Genomic DNA, 18,317 nt, shown 5'->3' with positions numbered 1-18,317 from the left:
CTCGTCAGTCCTTCACGTATTCATCAATGGTCGCCGGCCCGCCCGATGGCAGATCAGCGCGGCCGGATGCGTCCCGGCCCGTCTCATTCGTCTCGCTCGTCCCGTCATTCCCGACATAGTGCACCAGCCGGGATACCGCCTGAAGCACGCGGTTCGCCGCGCGCATGTCGCTCGGATGACCGGCGACGCCCAGGTGGACAACATTGTCCCGGCCCAATGCCACAGACAGCGCGGTGCGGTCTAGTGGCAAGACCTGCCCGCGCAATCCCGATCCTTCGGCATCCGTGCCCACTCGCCATGCCTGATCGAGCTTGCGCCGCCCATCATCGCTACTGTCCGAAGCATGAAGCAGAACCGCAATACGGCCACTGCGGGCCTGCTCTTCGATCCGGGCCGAACCCATCACGATATTGCCTGATCGAAGTTCCAAGCCCATCCGATCGCAGGCGTGGCGAACCAAGGCAGCTTCGACCTTTTCCGGTAGATCATCAGGGATTGCCAGAGGCGCGCCCTTGAAGGCGCGCATCAACCCCTTGCGAAGATGGCCTTCGACAAGCGCATTTTCAAGTTCCTGCCGTGTCGCGCCGATCCATGCGCCGCGACCCGGCGCCTTGGCAGCTGCATCGGGCAACACCATGCCATCCGGCGAAATTGCCAGGCGCAACAGATTGTCCCGCGCCGAGCTCGCCCCGGTGAGGATACAGCGCCGCTCGCTCCCGGCAGGTGCCGAAAGCTCAGGCCCATCGATGTCGGACGTCAGGCGCTCATTGGGTGGAGTCCGCATGGGCGGCCTCCTCAGTCGATTCGGAGACGACATCATCCTCAAACCAGTGCGCGCGCGCTGCCATGATGATCTCGTTGCCCTGCTCGTCCGAAAGACCGTATTCGCCCAGCACACCGCCCTTGTCGGTTTCGCGCTGCGGACGACGCTGCGGCGGACCGGCATCGTTATTGCGGCGACGCGGCGCTTCACGCTTTTTGGCGATCAGCTCATCGGTGGCCAAATCGGCCAGATCGTCGAGCGTCTTGATCCCTGCCTTGCCCAGTGTGACGAGCATCGCTTCGGTAAGGTGCGGGATTTCGGCCAAGGCATCTTCAACACCCAATTCGCGACGCTGATCACGATGCCCGGCTTCCTGCCGTTCGAGCGCTTCGAGCGCACGGCTTTGCAGTTCTTCGGCAAGGTCTTCGTCAAACCCTTCGATGCTGGCCAGTTCTGCCAGATCGACATAGGCCACTTCAACGAGCTCGGCAAAACCTTCGGCAACGAGCAGCTGCGAGAGCGTTTCGTCGACGTCCAGCTCTTCTTCGAACATCTTCGAACGCTCGGCAAATTCCTTGGAGCGCTTCTCCGAGGCTTCTTCCTCGGTCATGATGTCGATCTGGTGGCCGGTGAGCTGGCTTGCCAACCGGACGTTCTGACCGCGGCGACCGATCGCCAGCGACAGCTGATCATCGGGCACCACCACTTCGATGCGGCCATCATCCTCGTCGAGAACGACGCGGCTGACCGTGGCGGGCTGGAGCGCGTTGACCACGAAGGTCGCGGTGTCTTCCGACCAAGGGATGATGTCGATCTTTTCGCCCTGCAGTTCCTGCACGACGGCCTGCACGCGGCTGCCCTTCATGCCGACGCAGGCGCCGACCGGGTCGATGCTCGAATCGCGGCTGATCACGCCGATCTTGGCGCGGCTGCCCGGGTCACGGGCGGCGGCCTTGATCTCGATGATGTTGTCGTAGATTTCGGGCACTTCCTGCGCGAACAGCTTCTTCATGAAGTCGGGGTGCGCGCGGCTGAGGAAGATCTGCGGGCCGCGGTTGTTGCGTTCCACCTTGGTGATCAGCGCACGCACACGCTCGCCGGTGCGGGCGGCTTCGCGCGGGATCTGCTGATCGCGGCGGATCACGCCTTCGGCACGGCCAAGGTTGACGATCACGTGGCCGAATTCGACCGACTTGATCACGCCGGTGATGACTTCACCCTGACGATCCTTGAATTCTTCGAACTGCCGCTCACGCTCGGCATCGCGGACCTTCTGGAAGATCACCTGCTTAGCGGACTGCGCGTCGATGCGGCCGAGATCGACCGGCGGCAGCGGATCGACGATGAAATCGCCAACCTTGGCGCCGGGCTGCAGCTTTTCGCCCTGCTTCAGATCGACCTGCTTGAAGTAGTCTTCAACCTCTTCGACCACCTCGACCACACGCCAAAGCGTAAGATCGCCAGTCAGCGGATCGAGCTTGGCACGAATGTCGTTTTCCGCCCCGTAACGGTTACGCGCGGATTTCTGGATCGCTTCTTCCATCGCCTCGATGACGATCGACTTGTCGATCATCTTTTCCGAGGCAACCGCGTTGGCGATTGCGAGAAGTTCTGCCTTGTTGGCGGAAATGGCACTCATCAGTCGTCTGCCTTTTCTTCTTCTTCGATGAGTTCATCGGCGCCGCTGGTATCCAGCGGGCGGGTGGCGGCAATCAACGCGTCGGTCAGGACGAGCTTGGCCGTATGAACTTGCGCCAGTGGCAGGCGTACATCGCCAGCCTTGGCTTCGACAACGAGGATCATACCATCCTCAAGCCCGCCGAGCACGCCCTTGTTGACGCGCTGGCCATTATAATCTTTGTCCATGACGATCCGCACGTCATGCCCTGCCCAGTTGGCGAAATCTTTTTCGCGGGTCAGCGGCCGATCGATCCCCGGTGAGCTGACTTCGAGATGATAGGCCCCTTCGATCAGCACATCGCCCGCCTCTTCAGCAGCATCGATCACATCGGACACCCGGCGCGACAGTGCGGCACACTGATCGATCACAAGCTGACCGGTCTCTGGGTCTTCCGCCATGATCTGCAAGGCCATTCCGCCATCACCCGCTTCCGAAGGCATCATCGCCACGCGCACCAGTTCAAACCCCAAGGCCGTGGCTTCAGGTTCAATCAACTGGGTAAGGCGCGCGATATCAGTCATCGATGCTCCATAAGGGCGTAATGGCGATTCGGTATCACGGAAACGGGTCATGGGGCCGGCCCCGGGAGGCGCCAGCATCCTAACCTTGTCTCGACAATGCCGGGATTGGAGGCTCACTTATGGCGTAAGACCCGATTTGGCAAGAGAGAACCGCAAGCGGTGCCCCTGCACGCCGCGATCAGATATCCCCCATAACCCATCGCCGAACCTGATCCAGCAGCGCGCTGTGTTCGCGTTGCCTGAAGGTTTCGGCGTGCTGCCGCACCGCAAGCACCGCGCCGCGCGGCAAAGGATCATCGAACATGAGCCCGTTCACTCCGCCCCTGTTCCCGGATATCAACCGCACCGCTTCGCCAAATACTTCAAGCTCTGCGACCTTCAGGTAGCCGGTAGCACCGCGCGGCAGCGGGGCGGCCATCGCAATCTGGGCGCCGGTGCTGGAAAGATCGATCAGCACGCAATCATGCGTGCCATCAGTGCTGATGAAGCGTGCCGGGATCGAAAGCCGCAGACGCGCCGCAGTACGTCGGCCGACGGCGGCAAGAGTTTCGGCGGCAGACGGATGCGCAGGCTTGGACATTGTGCCAAGCATCGCCAGTGGGTGTTCAGACCGCCCTAGCGCGGCCCTCCGGCTCTTTACCTAGTCAGTCGGACGCACCATCCGAAGCTGTTTCATCCTGCCCTTCCATCAGCGCGTGCTTGCGGATGCAATGCCGCAACTGGTCATAGGTAAGGCCAAGCGCGCGGGCTGTTTGGCGCTGGTTCCAGCGATGTTTGCCCAGCGCGTGGGCTAGGATGGCGCGTTCGTGCGCGTCCACTGCGCCGCGAAGGTCTTCGATGCTGTCAAAACTGGCCGAAGCCGGGGCTGACGACAAACCGGAGGACGCTGCGATGGACGGACTTGATGCCGACGCTTGCGCCGGATGCCGCCGGTGTTCGGGCGGACGCGGGCGCCACGGACTGTCGAAGGGGTCGAATTGCACATGCGCGATCGCCCGGTCCGGCCCATCCCAGCGATAGACTGCACGTTCGACCACATTGCGCAGCTCGCGCACGTTACCGGGCCAGGCATAGTCTTCCAGCGCATCCATCACATGCGGCGCAAACCCGGGCCACCTTTCCCAATCGAGTTCTGCCGCCATGCGCCGCCCGAAATACTCTGCCAGAACCCCGATATCACCTTCGCGCACGCGTAGCGGGGGCAAGGTAATCACTTCGAAGCTGAGCCGGTCAAGAAGGTCGGCGCGAAAATCGCCCTGCGATGCCAACAGTGGCAGATCATCATTCGTGGCCGCCACAATCCGCACGTCGACCCGTGTCGGGCGCGAGGCGCCGATGCGGGTAATTTCGCCATATTCGACCGCGCGCAGCAACCGCTCCTGCGCGCCCATCGACAATGTGCCAAGTTCATCCAGAAACAACGTGCCGCGATCGGCTTCTTCGAACCGACCGGCGCGGGATTTGGTTGCGCCGGTGAAAGCGCCGGCTTCGTGCCCGAACAACTCGGCTTCGATCAGCGTTTCAGGCAAAGCCGCACAGTTCATTGTAACCAGCGGTTCGTCCCAGCGGCTCGACAGGCGGTGAAGACGTTCGGCGATCAGTTCTTTACCCGTGCCGCGTTCGCCAATGACAAGAACGGGGCGGTTCATCGCGGCGGCCCGACTCGCGCGTTCAACCGCATCGAGAAAGGCCCCTGACTGACCGATGAACTGGCTTTCGAGCTTCACATCCAAACTATAGTGAAAAACACCAATGCTTGGCAATACAGACCAATCGCTGATGTCCCCACCTAGCGGAAAATGCCGGATCTGCGCCATTTCCGAGGTTTGGCACGGGGGTTGCAAAATGATGGGCAAGACCACGAACACCACTTGGGAGGCTCACAATGATCGACCGCAACGCTGCACATGCCGGTTTCTGGCAATCGAAGCTTGGTCACGCCGCAATGGCCAGCATCGCCGCCATGGCGATGATGATCGCGCTGTCCTCGCAGATTCAGCCCGGCGCTGCACACGCCGCCCCGATTGCCCACCCCGCCGCCAACGCGGGCATGATGATCGAGCTCGCTTAAGATGGGCGATCCCCGTGACCCCCTCGGGCCGGAGCGCCCCTCGCAGGATGTCCCCCCTGCCGATGCTGACCGCACCGCACGTCCCACACGCGACGCGTTTGACAGCAATGCTCCGGCCCAACCTTCCCGCCTGCTCAGCGCCGGGCGTCTGTCGCGCCTCGATGAGGAAATCGAGGCCTTGCGCCGCAACCCTGGTGTAGGGCAATCTGGCCGGGCCAGCACCCCGCCGCAGGATGAACGCACGCAGACGCAAGGCCGGGGCAATTCGTTTCTCGATGGAGTAGCCTTCATGGGCATTTTCAGCCGCACTCTCGACATCTTTGCTTCGAACTTCAACGACATGCTCGACAAGGCGGATGATCCGTCGAAGATGATCCGCATGATCATCCTTGAAATGGAGGAAACCCTTGTCGAAGTCCGCGCCAGTGCGGCGCGCACGATTGCCGACCAAAAGGAAATGCACCGCCACTGCGTGAAGCTGGACCGGCTCCAGGCCGACTGGGCGGAAAAGGCGCAGCTCGCACTGTCAAAGGATCGCGAAGACCTTGCGCGCGCGGCTCTTGTTGAAAAGAAGAAGGCGGGCGACATGGCCGATCAGCTCAAAAGCGAGATCGCGGTCCTCGATGATGCGCTGCGCGCCTATGAAGAAGACATCGCCAAGCTGCAGCACCGTCTGCGCGAGGCCCGTAGCCGCCAGACCGCAATTGCAGCGCGTCTTGAAAGCGCGGAAAACCGGGTGAAGCTGCGCACACTGATGAGCACCGAACGCACCGACGAAGCGTTGGCCCGCTTTGACCAGCTCGAACGCCGGGTCGATTACGCAGAAGGCCGCGCCGATGCGCTGCGGATTGCCGAAGATGGCCCTCCCAGCCTGTCGGATGAAATTGCCGCGTTGGCCGGATCGGATGCCATCGATGACGAACTGGCCGCGATGAAAAAGGCGCTTGGCAAAGACGCGCCGGGACAAGGGGAATAAGCCATGGATTTTGGAAGCGAAATCTTCGTAGTTCCGGCGATCTTTATCGGTCTGCCGTGGGTAATCATGCATTACATCACCAAATGGAAAACGGCTGCCACGATCACCACCGATGACGAGGTGCTCCTTGAAGAGCTCTACAACCTCGCCAAGCGGCTCGATGAACGCATGGATACCGTCGAACGGCTGGTCGCCAGCGACGATCCGGAATTCAGCCCCGCCCGCCGCCTGATTGCGGATAACGAAAAGGACAATCAGCAGCTTCGCGAACTCGAAGCACTGATCGCTGAAAAGAAAGGATTGCGCCTGTGAACAGCCCCCGCACCTCGCTTTACCGTGACAAGCACAATGGCAAGATCATGGGCGTTTGCGCCGGGATTGCCGATTACACCGGGATCAATGTCCTGTGGGTGCGCCTGCTGGCCGTGCTGTCGATCTTCATCACTGGCGGGCCTTCGATCATCGCCTATTTCATCGCCGGAATGCTGCTCAACAAGAAGCCGCCCTATCTCTACCGCGACGAAAGCGAACAGAAATACTGGCAGGGCGTGCGTCAGAATCCCAAGCGCACCGCGCGCGAAATCCGGGCAGCCTATCGCGACATCGACCGGCGCCTGGCCGCAGTGGAACACCACTATGTCAGCAGCAACCCCCGCCTGACCGCAGAGATCGAACGGCTGCGCTAAGCCGGAACCACGCAACAGGGAAGTGAAGTTATGGAAGGCTACATGGCGCTGATGATCCCGATTCTGGGCATTCTGCTCGGCTTCTTCGGGGTCTGGACAAACCACAAGGAAAAGGTCGCCAAGTTGCAAACCAAGGCGGTGGCCACCGAAACCGCCGAAAAGGCAGCGCAATATGCCAGTCACATTCAACGGCTGGAGGACCGGGTGCAGGTACTAGAACGCATTGTCACCGACCGTGGCTACGATATCGCCACCCAGATCGAGGCGCTGCGCGATCAGCGCCGAGTAGACGAAAACGGTCCCGGTGTACCGCTTGGCTTGGACAAGAAGGAGCGCGTGTGATGGAAATGGAAAAATCATTCTTCATCGCGGTCATGGCGATCTTCGCCCTGGGTGCCTGGCTGATCAACAACTGGATCCGCGCGAAGCACGGCTATGCGCTGGAAGATTCCTGGGGTCGCAAGGTCGAACCTTCGAACACCGCCGAAGCTGAGCGGCTCAAGGCCGAGAACAAGGCCCTGCACGACAAGCTCGACGCGATGCAGGACCGCATGATCGTGCTGGAAAAGATCGTCACCGATCGCGGCTATTCGCTCGCCGACGAAATCGAGGCGCTGCGCGATAACCGCCGCTTTGATGACACCGGCGGCGTCCCGCTGAACCTCGCCAAGAAGGAGCGCGTGTGATGGAATTTGTCGACTTCCTCCCTTATCTCGGATGGATCATTGCCGGCGCCTTTACCCTGGGCGCAGCGGGCATCGTGACATCGTTCCAGACCACCCGCATGAAGATTAAGAACGGCTACCCCCTCGAAGGCATGTGGGGCCAGTCGCTCAAGCCCGGCTCGGACAAGGAAACCGCGCACCGCGTGACATTGTTGACGCAGGAAAACGCCGAATTGCGCGCTGAGCTTGGCAGCATCAAGGACCGTTTGGTGAATGTCGAACGCATCGTGACTGACGGCGGCTATCAGCTTGGCGCAGAGATTGACGCGCTGCGGGACCGTGCGCTGTCCGGGCTCCGGGACAAGGGTGAAGCCTGATGAGCATGTGGGCCATCGTCTCGCTAGTTCTGTTCGTATTGTACTGGCGCGAACGCCAGCAGCGCGAAGAACTTGCGGACCAGACCCGCGAATTGTCCAAGCGGGTGAAGCATCTCGAAAAGGCCGCGCATCCCGGTGACAGCCGGATCGAGGGTTCGGCCGATGCCATCCGCGAACTCGGCGATCTGCGTGCGCGCGTCCGCGTGCTTGAACGCATCGCCACAGACCAGAACAGCTCGGAAGCGCGCAACGCCGACGCGATTGCCGCCGAGATCGAAAGCCTGCGCGGCGCCATGACCGGGCGCGTTGCATCCAAGGAGGAACAGAGCGAATGATGACGCCCCTTCTCGACCCCTTCGTGATCATGGCCACATCGGGCCTGATCGCGGTCATCGTGATTGCCGCGGCGCTGCTGCGCGGTTGGCAGGGCTGGCTCGACCTGAAGCGGCAGGAGCTTGATCGCTCGGCCGCACGCCCCGCCGCCGATGAAGGCTCCAGCATCGGAACCGCACGGATCGAACTGGCCGATCTGAAGGAACGCATCCGCAAGCTTGAAGCCATCGCCAGCGGCGTCGAACTGTAAACACGCCAGCTTCGGTTGGCTCCATGTCAACTGACGCACTGGTTAAGGGTTGATGGCATCACCGGGCAAATCTCCCCTTCCGTTTCTCATCCAGCCTGCCTAACGCTTTCGGGATGCGCACCCTTTCCGATATCCTTGAAGAGTACGAATTCCTCGAAGGCGACGATCGCTATGGCCTGCTGATTGAACTGGGCCGCGCGCTTGAACCGATGCCGGACGCGCTCAAGACCGATGCGACACTGGTGCGCGGATGTTCAGCAGCGGTGTGGGTCTATCCTGCGGGATCAGAAGTAGGAAAGCTGCATTTCCTTGCCGACAGCAACGCTGCGATCACCAAGGGCATTGTCGCTCTGGTCATCGCCGCGGTGCAGGACCGCCCTGCTGCCGAAGTGGCGCAGATGGACGTCATGGGCGCGCTCGCCCCGTTCGAGCTCAAGAATCAGCTGTCGAGCAACCGCACGCAAGGCGTTCCCAACATGATCGCGCTGGTCAAGGAACACGCTGCCCGTCTGGCGGCGGAATGACCCTGACCTAGAGGTTGCGGCCCACCGCGTCGAACGTCTCACCCCCCGGCGCCCCGACACTGTCGCGCACTACCGCAACGCCGGCTTCCTTCTGCCGCTTCAGTTCCGCCTTCAGCTTGGCCGGATCGCGCGCGAAGACGAAGCCGAAGCTGACCCCGCCTTCCTTGCCGATCGTGGCGTGGTGCAGCTTGTGCGCTTGCACCAGGCGCTTGGCATAACCCTTGCGCGGCACCCACTTCCAATACCGCTGATGCACCAACCCGTCGTGTACCAGCGTGTAGATGACGCCGTAGAGCGTAATTCCCACGGCAAACCACCACAGCCAGTCCCAATAGAGCGCGCCGTAAATGTACATGCCCGCATTGATCGTGCCGAATACGACTGCGAACAGGTCGTTCTTTTCCAAAACGTTATGATGCGGCTCGTGATGGTCGCGGTGCCAGCCCCAGCCCCAGCCGTGCATGATGTACTTATGCGCGACCCACGCGAACAGTTCCATCCCGATCAACGAGGACAGAACGGTCAGGACGATTTCCAGCCAGCTCATGCAGGCACCTTCTTAATCGATGCAATTTGGCCCACCCCGGCCCGGCGCGCCCGCGGCAGCGCCCACCACGGCACGTCGGGGCGGCGATGGTGTTCGAGGTGGTAGCCGAAATGGAAACAGGTGGCGAGGCTGGCCAGTACGCCAAATTCCTCACTACGGGTGTTGTGGCGGTCAGCAAAGCCTGCCGCATCTTCGCCTTCGATATGACGATGCGGGCGGAAGGTGCCAAAGTAGAACAGCTGAAGCGATGACCCCAGCGCGGGCAACCCGTACAGCAACACGATCTGTACCATCGCAATATCCAGAACCAGCCAGTAAAATCCGACCACGGTGTGAACGAACAGCAGCGATCGCCACCCGAAATAGCGTCGGAAAAACGTGGCATACCAATGCCGGAAACTGTCAGGATGATGTTCGTCGAAATCGGGATCGCCTGCGCTACCGGCAAGTTTGTGATGCGCGAAATGCGCATCGCGCAGCTGCCGCCACGCAAACCCGGCATACAGCGCCAGCAACACAGCGCCGATCGCGGCATTGATGCGCGGCTGGCCGGGGACAAGGCTTCCATGCATCGCATCGTGGCATACGATGAACACCCCAACCGACAGCCAGCATTGCACAACCGCCACTGCCAATGCGAGCGGCCAGTTGGTCCAGCTGATCTCGAAGACGAACATGCCCCAGGCGTGGATCGCCAGCCAGCTTCCGGCAATCGCCAGCGCCAGCGCTGCGCCCACGGCGCGCTGATACCCGCGTGCAGGCAGCGCGAAAGAAGGGGCGGGATGCGGGGTCATTGCAAAGGAAATACGCGCTGCACGGGCATGGGGATGCGTATAGGGCCCCGGCGTTCCTGCGCAAATCGGTTTCGCACAGCGCGGATCAACGCACCTCAACCCCTTTCCAGAACGCGATGCGGTCTGCAATGTCAGCGGCAGCGGATTTGGGGTCGGGGTAATACCAGGCTGCATCGGGATTGACCGCGCCATCAACGTTGAGAGCATAGTAGGACGCCGTGCCCTTCCACGGGCAGTTTGTCTGCGTGCCGCTATCGGTCAGATATTCGCCGCGCACGTCGGATCGCGGAAAGTAGTGGTTGCCTTCCACCACCACGGTTGCGTCACTTTCAGCGATCACTGCGCCGTTCCAGATTGCCTTGACCATGCCTCACCTGCCTTTTGCAACGCTGCACCCTGAAGCGGGAGCCGATGGCACCATTGTCCCCGCAATCGCCGCCAACCGCAAGCGCTTCCCAGGCGTGTAGGAGACACATGAGACACTGTCCTGGGAAGGAAAACCTGTCCTCGCGAGGTGCGCGTGGTAAAAGCGACAGGTTTGACGGAACCGGCGCAGATCATGCCAGACAGGTTAGCGTGGCCGGCACGACGTAGGAAATGGCCGTTCTCAAGCATCTTGGTGAAGGTGAGCGCTGGTCCGCCGCAATTTTTGGGCGAAGCCACCCGCACTTAGATCATCAGCGGTCCCGCAATTTGAAGACGGCGTGTTAGTTCCTGCTTTGGCTGGCGCTTGCAGTCATTTGTAATCGGCCAGAATTGACGATTCGGTCAGGGCGTTGTTCGCACCCAAATCATCCAACGATGTACGAACAGGAAAGCGCAGTTCATACGTGAAACGATCATCGTCGAACCGCCTTTTCGATGTTCCGCCCAAGCTCATCGATGCGAAATCTTCAAGGATCTGCGTGCCAAAGCCCACCCTATCCGGAGCGGGTCCGGGTTCGCGGCGACCTTCGCTCCAGCAAAACGTCACCATCGAATCCGTCTCGTAGCGCCAGGTTATATTGAGCTCGCGATCCGGTAGCCCCAGGGCACCATATTTGAGCGAATTGGTCGCAAGTTCATGAAACACCATTGCCAGCGTTTGCGACTGCTGGGCATCAAGCGCGACCTTATCGCCCGAAATGGCAACGTTTTTTCTGTTGTGATCGAGATAAGGTGACAGCGCCAGCTGGAGGGATCCCGTCAAATCCAGCCTTTTGCCCCGTGCATCCAGTCGCATGTTCTCGATCAGATTGCGGATGCGCGGTTCGAACCGTTCCCAAAACGTATCGTGCGCCCCGGCCTGATAGACCATACGGGCCAAGGACGAGCTTATCGTTGCAACATTGAGTGTCCGGTGCTGAAGTTCTCTTAGCAAATATTGTGCTGTTTCTTCAGCCTTCTTGCGTTCGGTAATATCCTGCACGGCGGCCACAGCCGAAATCGCTTTGCCCGATGTGCTTCCCGGTTCACGATACAACTGCTTGCGTGCGTGAACCCAGCGGACCTGACCGTCGGCATCCAGCAAGCGGTGCGTAAATTCGATAATGTCCTGATCGTTGGCGCTGATCAGATCTTCTACGTGCGAAACAATCCGGTCGCGGTCATCGGGGTGAATACATTGATGGAACGCATGACGTGTGATCGGCTCACCCGGTTGCAGGCCGAACAAATGTGCGGCCAATTCATCGGGCGTGACAATATCGGTCGAATAATTGACAACGATGAGACCAATGCGCCCCAGCTTCAAACCGAATGTCTTGTGATCATCCGTCAATCCAAGGGAATCCGGTGCCGCGTCCATTCCATTCAACCCTTAAACGCCGGAGTCCAAGCAGGGGCTGTCACCAAAGCCGCTACTTTTGGTCAATTGACCATAATTTTTGCGCAGATAATACGTAGAGCAAGCCAAAATCTGGTCAAGCAGGCGCCAAGACAAACCGCGCACAGCTAACCTGACGCCAGGTGCGTTTTATTCCGCCTTGGGGAAAAAGAATTCGCGCAGGTGTTCACCGATGCGCGCAGGACGCAGCGTCTGGGCGTCGATACAGCACCATGACGATTGCACTTCGGCCAACACCTCTTCGCCGCGCTTGATCAGCGTGGAATAGAATGCGCGTGCGCCGTTGAACCGTTCAAGCACGGTTTGCGCAATCACGTCGTCTTCAAGGAAGGCGGGCTTGCGATAAGTGATTTCGTGCTTCAACGCGACCCACGCCTTGCTTGCCACGTCTTCAGCCGGAGCGATCCCGCGCCAATGCGCCAGCACCGCGTCCTGAACCCACCCAAGATAGCGGGCATTGTTGACATGCCCCATGAAGTCAATGTCAGCCGCTTCAACCGTAATCGGATGACAAAAGGCTGCGGCGGGAGATTCGGTTGCTAACATACGTGTAAGCTAGCGCAAGATTATGACAAATTCCATCACCTCGTGCAGGTCTGGCGCCGTAATCTTGCAACCGCTTGGCAATCGTGACTAAGGGGCATCACCCCTGCCCTGATGTGATGGACCCCGCGACCATGGCCAGCCGCCCTCGCACGCTTTATGAAAAGATCTGGGATGCGCATATCGTGGAGACCCGCGATGATGGCACGGCGCTGATCTACATAGACCGCCATCTGGTGCACGAAGTGACCAGTCCGCAGGCGTTCGAGGCGCTCAGAGTGGCAGGCCGCCCGGTGCGTCGTCCCGAATTGACGCTCGCGGTGCCCGATCACAATCTGCCCACCACGCCGCGGCTGGATGCCCATGGCGCGCCCCTACCGATTGCCGATCCCGAAAGCGCAGCCCAGCTTGCTGCACTGGCGCGCAATGCCCCGCATTTTGGCATCCGCTACATCCCGGCCACCGCCAAGGAGCAGGGGATCGTTCATGTGGTGGGCCCCGAACAGGGATTTTCGCTGCCCGGCACCACCATTGTCTGCGGCGATTCGCACACCGCGTGTCACGGCGGGTTGGGTGCCCTTGCTTTCGGAATCGGGACGAGCGAGGTCGAACACGTGCTCGCCACGCAAACGCTGCTTCTTCAGCAATCACCCCCAATGGAAGTGCGTGTGCGCGGCGATCTTGGCCCCGGTGTCAGCGCGAAAGACCTGATCCTGCATATCATCGGCCGCATTGGCGCGGCGGGCGGCAGCGGCTATGTGATCGAATATCGTGGACGCGTGTTCGAGCGCATGACGATTGAAGAGCGCCTCACCGTCTGCAACATGAGCATCGAGGCGGGCGCGCGCGCCGGGCTGGTTGCGCCGGACGATGTGACCTTTGCCTATCTGAAGGGCCGCCCTATGGCGCCGCAAGGTGATGATTGGGACGCGGCGGTCGCTTATTGGCGCACGCTCCACACCGATGAAGGGGCAGTCTTCGCCAAGAGCGTGACCATCGATGCCGCCGAAGTCGAACCCAGCGTCACTTGGGGCACCAGTCCCGAAGACGTGGTGCCCATCGGCGGACGTGTGCCGCACCCCGAAGACTTCGCTGACGAAAGCAAGCGTGTCGCCGCGCAAAAAAGCCTCGATTACATGGGCCTTACCCCCGGCACGCCGATGACCGAGGTGCCAATCGAGAACGTTTTTATCGGCAGCTGTACCAACAGCCGTATCGAAGACCTGCGTGCCGCCGCCGCGATCCTGAAAGGCCGCCACAAGGCCGACAATGTGCGCTGGGCCATCGTCGTACCCGGTTCGGGCCTGGTGAAGGCGCAGGCAGAAGATGAGGGCCTCGACCGGATCTTCACCGAAGCGGGCTTCGAATGGCGCGAGCCGGGGTGCTCGGCGTGCCTCGGCATGAACCCCGACAAGGTGCCGCCGGGCGAACGCTGCGCTTCGACCAGCAACCGCAACTTCGTTGGCCGCCAGGGGCCCGGTGCGCGCACGCATCTTGTCTCGCCCGCGATGGCCGCGGCTGCCGCTGTGACCGGGCGGCTGGCCGATGTTCGCGAGCTGGCCTGACCCCGCCCCTTGAAACGCCGACCAGTGAAGCGCATGGAACTGACATGACCGACAAGCCCAAATCTAACACCGCCCGCAACGCCGCGATCGCCGCTGCCGGAGCCATCGGATCGGCCGCAATCGCCGCTGCCCTAATGTATGCCAGCAAGCGCAAGCCGAAGAACGAACCCACGCAGCCCGGCCCCATCCCGTCAGGCGAACCTCCCGAAACCGATTGAGCCCTATACCGATTGAGGACGTTTGCCCGATGCAACCGCTGACCCGCGTCGAAGGCCGCGCCATTCCGCTGGGCCTGAAAAATGTCGACACCGACATCATTATCCCGGCCAAATGGCTCAAGACCATCAGCCGCGAAGGGCTTGGCGCGGGCGCGTTCGAGGTGCTGCGTGCGGAACCGGGCAATGTCTTTGATGATCCCGCCTACAAGGGCGGGCCGATCCTGATCGCGGGGGACAATTACGGCTGCGGATCGAGCCGCGAACACGCCGCGTGGGCGATGCTTGATCTTGGCATCCGCGCGGTCATCGCACCCAGCTTCTCCGACATTCATTCCGGCAACGCCGTAAAGAACGGCATCCTGCCGGTAGTCCTGCCGCAAGAAGCGGTTGACCGGTTGCTGGAGGTGGCACGTGAAGGTCTGGCAATCACCGTCGATCTGGAACAGCAGACCGTTACCACCCCCTATCAGGATCGTTTTACCTTCGAAATCGATCCGTTCCGGCGCCATTGCCTGCTTAACGGGCTCGACGAGGTGGGGCTGACCATGGCGCGGGGTGAGGCCATTGGCGATTTCGAGGCGGCCCGAAGCAACGCACAGCCCTGGCTGATGCGCGGCACCGGCACCTGACACATACCACAAAGGGAGAGGACATCATGAAAGCCATTCGCACCCACGCCACCGGTGGGCCTGAGACGCTGACGCTCGACGAGGTGGAAACCCCCACCCCCGGTGCCGGCGAAGTGCTTGTCGCAGTGAAGGCCTGCGCGATCAACTATCCCGATGGCCTGATTATCCGCGACATGTATCAGTTCAAACCGCAGCGCCCCTTCTCGCCCGGCGGCGAGATTTCGGGCGTGATCGAAGCGCTCGGCGAAGGTGTCGAAGGCTTCGCAGTAGGCGACCGGGTGCTGGCCGGGATCGGCAATGGCGGCCTTGCGGAAAAGATCGCCGTGCCGGCCGATCGGATGTTCAAGGTTCCCGATGGCGTGCCGTTCGAAAAGGCGGCCAGCCTGCTGATGACCTATGGCACCACGATCCATGGATTGAAGGACCGCGGCCACATCAAGGCGGGCGACACCGTGCTGATCCTGGGCGCGGCGGGCGGCGTGGGCTTGTCCGCGATCGAGCTTTCCAAGGCATTCGGCGCGCGCGTGGTTGCCGCTGTCTCATCCGAAGCCAAGGGCGAGGTTGCGCGCAAGGCCGGGGCCGATGACGTCGTCATCTACCCACGCGAAGCGATGGACAAGGATGCCTCCAAGGCGCTTGCCGAAGCGTTCAAGAAGGCCTGCGGGCCCGATGGTGCCAACATCGTCTATGACATTGTCGGCGGCCAATATTCCGAACCGGCCCTGCGCGCCATCGCCTGGGAGGGCCGCTTCCTTGTGGTCGGCTTCCCCGCCGGGATTGCCAAGATGCCCTTGAACCTGACTTTGCTGAAGTCCTGCGACATTTGCGGCGTGTTCTGGGGCGCGTTCACCGCGCGCGAGCCTGAAGCCTTCCATGCGCAGGTAAATGAATTGTTCGACCTGATGAAGGCGGGCAAGATCGATCCGCTGGTTTCCGAAACCTTCCCCCTCGCCCGCGCCGGGGATGCGATCGCCAAGCTTGAAGCACGTGAAGCGGTGGGCAAGCTTGTGGTAACGATGGATTGAAACAGCGCGCACGCGGGCTTCCTGCTTGAAGCCCCGTGCGCGCAGCCCTATCGCGGCATCACATCGTATCGGAAGGGACACGTACAACATGACCGACTTCAAGGACCGCGAACGCGCTGAGGAAGCCAAATTCGCGCTCGACGGCGAAACCGCTTTTCGGATCGCAGCGCGCCGTAACCGCCTGCTGGGTGAATGGGCCGCCGGGTTGATGAACCTGACCCCCGAAGAAGCCGATGCCTACAGCAAGGCTGTGGTGCAGGCCGATTTCGAAGAATCGGGCGATGAAGACGTGGTGCGCAAGCTGCTGGGCGACCTGACCGCCGCGCAGAACGATGTCAGCGAAGCCGACATCCGCGAAAAGCTGGAAGAAATGACGGTCGAAGCCCGTCGCCAGCTGCTGGGCGGGGTCTGAACCATGCCCATGTCCGCCAGCGCGATCGAAGAAGCTATCCTTGCCGCCTTGCCGGGGGCGACGGTTGAACTGAGGGATCTGGCTGGGGATGACGACCATTGGGCCGCCACGGTGACTGCGCCGCAATTTGCCGGGCTCAGCCGGGTGGCACAGCACAAACTGGTCTACGCCGCATTCGGCGGACGCATGGGCGGCGAACTGCACGCCTTGCAAGTGACCACCGTGGTCCCCACGTAATCTCGCAACAACCACCCAAATTATCAGGGGCGCTACGCACCATGTCCGACGCCAATACCCGCATTTCCGATCTCGTCACCAGCAACGATGTTGTGCTGTTCATGAAGGGCACGCCGCTGTTCCCGCAGTGCGGTTTTTCCAGCCGTGCGATCGCAATCCTCGATCACTGCGGCGTCGCGTATGAAAGCGTCGACGTGTTGCAGGACATGGAAATCCGTCAGGGCATCAAGGCCTTTTCGGACTGGCCCACTATCCCGCAACTGTATGTTAAGGGCGAATTTGTCGGTGGCAGCGACATCATGATGGAAATGTTCGAAGCGGGCGAATTGCAGCAGCTGATGGATCAGAGCGGCGTCACCAAGGTCGCTTGATCGCGCACGGCATGAGCGGCTTTTGCTATCGCCAAGCCAAGAAAAACGGCTGCGTCCAAACGCATTGTAGCTGAAAAGAAAAAACGCTCCGCAGGACCAGTGCGGAGCGTTTTTCATTTGGAAGAGGCGCTGCCCGGAGACCAAAAAGGGCGCGCCTCAAATCAAAGACCATTGGGACCGCTGCATACCTAGCACAAGGCGTGCCAAATCTAAAAAATCACGGAAATCCGGGAATTTTTGCCCCGACCCCGTCCGCCTGTCATGCGGCGTTGTAAAGCAGCCCGACACCCCGTCGCACAAATCGGCAAGATCGCGCCTTGGCCCTTGGCAAGCGCCTGCCGCAAGGCCATCCTTCACCGCGATGACCAGCAATCTACCCAGCGATTCCGGCCCCCAGGGCATTCCTGCCGCTACCATCATCATCTTTCGCAACGCCCCCGGTGGCGGCGCGCCTGAGGTGTTGATGACCGTGCGTTCGCGCAACATGACTTTTGCTGGCGGTATGGCGGTGTTTCCGGGCGGCAGGGTCGACCCTGCTGATTACGCTTTGGGAGAAACAGTGGCGGCGCAGACCGGCCTGACACCCGATGAAGCAGCCCATCAGATCGCGGCCGTGCGCGAAACTTTGGAGGAAACCGGGCTGGCGCTGGGGCTTGCGGGCGATATCGATGCAGCACGCGCGGCTGAAGCCCGCACAATGTTGGCACAGACTGGCGCGCTTGCCCCCGTGCTTGACGCCTTTGGCTGGCAGCTCAACCTGGCGCAGATCACGCCGTTCGCACGCTGGTTTCCCAAGAACGAGGCGATCTCGCGGATCTACGACACCCGCTTTTACCTCGCCAATCTGGGCACGGGCGCGGTCGATGTGTCGATCGACCATGCGGAAAACACCCACCTGTTCTGGACCAGCGCGCAAGGCGCGCTCGACGCGGCAGGGCGCGGCGAGATCAAGCTGATCTTCCCCACCCGCCGCAATCTCGAACGCCTTGCCCTGTTCGGCTCATACAAGGAAGCCCGCGCGCAGGCCGAAGCCATCCCGGTGCGCACGATAATGCCGCAGGTGGTGGAGCATGACGGCAAGCCGTGGCTGACGATCCTCGCGGATGCGGGCTACCCGGTGACAGGCGAGTTGCTGGAAACCGTCGCCCGCGGCTGACCTCTGAACATGTCGCACCGAATCGCCGCGTCGGCGCCGTCCTTAATTATGGTATCGCTATCATTTTTTCGTTCGCACTAGCGCAGACGTATTCTGGATTACTTTAAACCACTGTAATCGTGTACTTGACCCCGGTTTATCCGGGTTC

Annotated in this window: 28 protein-coding genes; 18 read left to right on the top strand and 10 right to left on the bottom strand. The window is 61.1% G+C overall.

Going from position 1 to position 18,317, the window contains the following annotated elements; all coding sequences use genetic code 11:
• Positions 1-4 precede the first annotated feature (4 nt).
• The 5 genes from SJY33_RS01400 to pspF all read right to left on the bottom strand — a co-directional run bounded on the left by SJY33_RS01400 (position 5) and on the right by pspF (position 4,692).
• Positions 5-784: a DUF448 domain-containing protein gene (locus tag SJY33_RS01400; RefSeq protein WP_379920717.1), complete on the bottom strand. Its 780-nt coding sequence runs from the start codon at positions 782-784 to the stop codon at positions 5-7.
• A complete protein-coding gene (nusA, locus tag SJY33_RS01395) occupies positions 765-2,405 on the bottom strand; it encodes a transcription termination factor NusA (RefSeq protein ID WP_379923496.1) in 1,641 nt (546 codons plus the stop codon). The genes SJY33_RS01400 and nusA overlap by 20 nt, the downstream gene beginning before the upstream one ends.
• Positions 2,402-2,965, bottom strand: a complete 564-nt coding sequence (rimP, locus tag SJY33_RS01390; RefSeq protein ID WP_379920716.1) for a ribosome maturation protein RimP — start codon at positions 2,963-2,965, stop codon at positions 2,402-2,404. Before rimP ends, nusA begins: the two co-directional genes overlap by 4 nt.
• A gap of 178 nt (positions 2,966-3,143) precedes the next feature.
• Entirely contained in the window at positions 3,144-3,545 is a 402-nt protein-coding gene (locus SJY33_RS01385; RefSeq protein ID WP_379920715.1) for a PilZ domain-containing protein, read from the bottom strand.
• A 64-nt stretch (positions 3,546-3,609) separates the two neighbouring features.
• Positions 3,610-4,692 (bottom strand): phage shock protein operon transcriptional activator, encoded by a 1,083-nt coding sequence (pspF, locus tag SJY33_RS01380; protein WP_379920714.1) that lies wholly within the window; start codon positions 4,690-4,692, stop codon positions 3,610-3,612.
• Between the two features lie 158 nt (positions 4,693-4,850).
• Here pspF and SJY33_RS01375 point away from each other — a divergent pair, with 158 nt between their 5' ends.
• The 10 genes from SJY33_RS01375 to SJY33_RS01330 all read left to right on the top strand — a co-directional run bounded on the left by SJY33_RS01375 (position 4,851) and on the right by SJY33_RS01330 (position 8,847).
• Positions 4,851-5,036: a hypothetical protein gene (locus SJY33_RS01375; protein WP_379920713.1), complete on the top strand. Its 186-nt coding sequence runs from the start codon at positions 4,851-4,853 to the stop codon at positions 5,034-5,036.
• 1 nt (position 5,037) lies between these two features.
• Positions 5,038-6,012, top strand: a complete 975-nt coding sequence (gene pspA, locus SJY33_RS01370; protein ID WP_379920712.1) for a phage shock protein PspA — start codon at positions 5,038-5,040, stop codon at positions 6,010-6,012.
• Positions 6,013-6,015: 3 nt separating this feature from the next.
• On the top strand, positions 6,016-6,324 hold the full coding sequence (pspB, locus tag SJY33_RS01365) for an envelope stress response membrane protein PspB (protein WP_379920711.1): 309 nt from the start codon (positions 6,016-6,018) through the stop codon (positions 6,322-6,324).
• Entirely contained in the window at positions 6,321-6,698 is a 378-nt protein-coding gene (gene pspC / locus SJY33_RS01360) for an envelope stress response membrane protein PspC (RefSeq protein ID WP_379920710.1), read from the top strand. The genes pspB and pspC overlap by 4 nt, the downstream gene beginning before the upstream one ends.
• 30 nt (positions 6,699-6,728) lie before the next feature.
• Complete coding sequence (locus SJY33_RS01355) at positions 6,729-7,040, top strand: hypothetical protein (RefSeq protein WP_379920709.1); 312 nt, start codon at positions 6,729-6,731, stop codon at positions 7,038-7,040.
• The gene (locus SJY33_RS01350; RefSeq protein ID WP_379920708.1) at positions 7,040-7,384 is read left to right on the top strand and encodes a hypothetical protein; all 345 of its coding nucleotides are present in this window, start codon (positions 7,040-7,042) and stop codon (positions 7,382-7,384) included. The genes SJY33_RS01355 and SJY33_RS01350 overlap by 1 nt, the downstream gene beginning before the upstream one ends.
• Positions 7,384-7,740: a hypothetical protein gene (locus SJY33_RS01345; protein ID WP_379920707.1), complete on the top strand. Its 357-nt coding sequence runs from the start codon at positions 7,384-7,386 to the stop codon at positions 7,738-7,740. Before SJY33_RS01350 ends, SJY33_RS01345 begins: the two co-directional genes overlap by 1 nt.
• The gene (locus SJY33_RS01340; RefSeq protein WP_379920706.1) at positions 7,740-8,075 is read left to right on the top strand and encodes a hypothetical protein; all 336 of its coding nucleotides are present in this window, start codon (positions 7,740-7,742) and stop codon (positions 8,073-8,075) included. Before SJY33_RS01345 ends, SJY33_RS01340 begins: the two co-directional genes overlap by 1 nt.
• A complete protein-coding gene (locus tag SJY33_RS01335; RefSeq protein ID WP_379920705.1) occupies positions 8,072-8,323 on the top strand; it encodes a hypothetical protein in 252 nt (83 codons plus the stop codon). Before SJY33_RS01340 ends, SJY33_RS01335 begins: the two co-directional genes overlap by 4 nt.
• 113 nt (positions 8,324-8,436) lie before the next feature.
• Complete coding sequence (locus SJY33_RS01330; RefSeq protein ID WP_379920704.1) at positions 8,437-8,847, top strand: SufE family protein; 411 nt, start codon at positions 8,437-8,439, stop codon at positions 8,845-8,847.
• 7 nt (positions 8,848-8,854) lie between these two features.
• Here the strand turns inward: SJY33_RS01330 and SJY33_RS01325 are convergent, their stop codons facing one another.
• From SJY33_RS01325 to SJY33_RS01305, 5 genes are all read right to left on the bottom strand, one after another.
• The gene (locus SJY33_RS01325) at positions 8,855-9,394 is read right to left on the bottom strand and encodes a sterol desaturase family protein (RefSeq protein ID WP_379920703.1); all 540 of its coding nucleotides are present in this window, start codon (positions 9,392-9,394) and stop codon (positions 8,855-8,857) included.
• Entirely contained in the window at positions 9,391-10,188 is a 798-nt protein-coding gene (locus SJY33_RS01320; RefSeq protein WP_379920701.1) for a fatty acid desaturase, read from the bottom strand. The genes SJY33_RS01325 and SJY33_RS01320 overlap by 4 nt, the downstream gene beginning before the upstream one ends.
• Positions 10,189-10,273: 85 nt before the next feature.
• Entirely contained in the window at positions 10,274-10,555 is a 282-nt protein-coding gene (locus SJY33_RS01315; protein WP_379920700.1) for a DUF427 domain-containing protein, read from the bottom strand.
• Between the two features lie 369 nt (positions 10,556-10,924).
• Positions 10,925-11,974 (bottom strand): sensor histidine kinase, encoded by a 1,050-nt coding sequence (locus SJY33_RS01310; protein WP_379920698.1) that lies wholly within the window; start codon positions 11,972-11,974, stop codon positions 10,925-10,927.
• Between the two features lie 168 nt (positions 11,975-12,142).
• Positions 12,143-12,559 (bottom strand): acyl-CoA thioesterase, encoded by a 417-nt coding sequence (locus SJY33_RS01305; protein ID WP_379920697.1) that lies wholly within the window; start codon positions 12,557-12,559, stop codon positions 12,143-12,145.
• Positions 12,560-12,690: 131 nt separating this feature from the next.
• Here SJY33_RS01305 and leuC point away from each other — a divergent pair, with 131 nt between their 5' ends.
• The 8 genes from leuC (at position 12,691) to SJY33_RS01265 (ending at position 18,169) form a co-directional block, all read left to right on the top strand.
• Positions 12,691-14,121, top strand: coding sequence for a 3-isopropylmalate dehydratase large subunit (gene leuC, locus SJY33_RS01300; protein ID WP_379920696.1), 1,431 nt, complete (start codon positions 12,691-12,693; stop codon positions 14,119-14,121).
• Positions 14,122-14,165: 44 nt separating this feature from the next.
• A complete protein-coding gene (locus SJY33_RS01295) occupies positions 14,166-14,339 on the top strand; it encodes an isopropylmalate isomerase (protein WP_379920694.1) in 174 nt (57 codons plus the stop codon).
• A gap of 29 nt (positions 14,340-14,368) precedes the next feature.
• Positions 14,369-14,968 (top strand): 3-isopropylmalate dehydratase small subunit, encoded by a 600-nt coding sequence (gene leuD / locus SJY33_RS01290; protein ID WP_379920693.1) that lies wholly within the window; start codon positions 14,369-14,371, stop codon positions 14,966-14,968.
• A 26-nt stretch (positions 14,969-14,994) separates the two neighbouring features.
• Positions 14,995-15,993, top strand: coding sequence for an NADPH:quinone oxidoreductase family protein (locus SJY33_RS01285; RefSeq protein WP_379920692.1), 999 nt, complete (start codon positions 14,995-14,997; stop codon positions 15,991-15,993).
• A gap of 88 nt (positions 15,994-16,081) precedes the next feature.
• A complete protein-coding gene (locus tag SJY33_RS01280; protein ID WP_379920691.1) occupies positions 16,082-16,405 on the top strand; it encodes a DUF1476 domain-containing protein in 324 nt (107 codons plus the stop codon).
• A 3-nt stretch (positions 16,406-16,408) separates the two neighbouring features.
• Positions 16,409-16,642, top strand: coding sequence for a BolA/IbaG family iron-sulfur metabolism protein (locus SJY33_RS01275; RefSeq protein WP_379920690.1), 234 nt, complete (start codon positions 16,409-16,411; stop codon positions 16,640-16,642).
• A 41-nt stretch (positions 16,643-16,683) separates the two neighbouring features.
• The gene (gene grxD / locus SJY33_RS01270; RefSeq protein WP_379920689.1) at positions 16,684-17,013 is read left to right on the top strand and encodes a Grx4 family monothiol glutaredoxin; all 330 of its coding nucleotides are present in this window, start codon (positions 16,684-16,686) and stop codon (positions 17,011-17,013) included.
• A gap of 361 nt (positions 17,014-17,374) precedes the next feature.
• On the top strand, positions 17,375-18,169 hold the full coding sequence (locus SJY33_RS01265; protein ID WP_379920688.1) for an NUDIX domain-containing protein: 795 nt from the start codon (positions 17,375-17,377) through the stop codon (positions 18,167-18,169).
• The last annotated feature ends 148 nt before the right edge of the window (positions 18,170-18,317 follow it).

It is taken from the genome of Erythrobacter sp. R86502 (assembly GCF_042466465.1).
Taxonomy (GTDB): domain Bacteria; phylum Pseudomonadota; class Alphaproteobacteria; order Sphingomonadales; family Sphingomonadaceae; genus Erythrobacter.
Note: the sequence above shows the minus strand (reverse complement) of the source record. Positions and strands in the feature narration are given on the sequence as shown.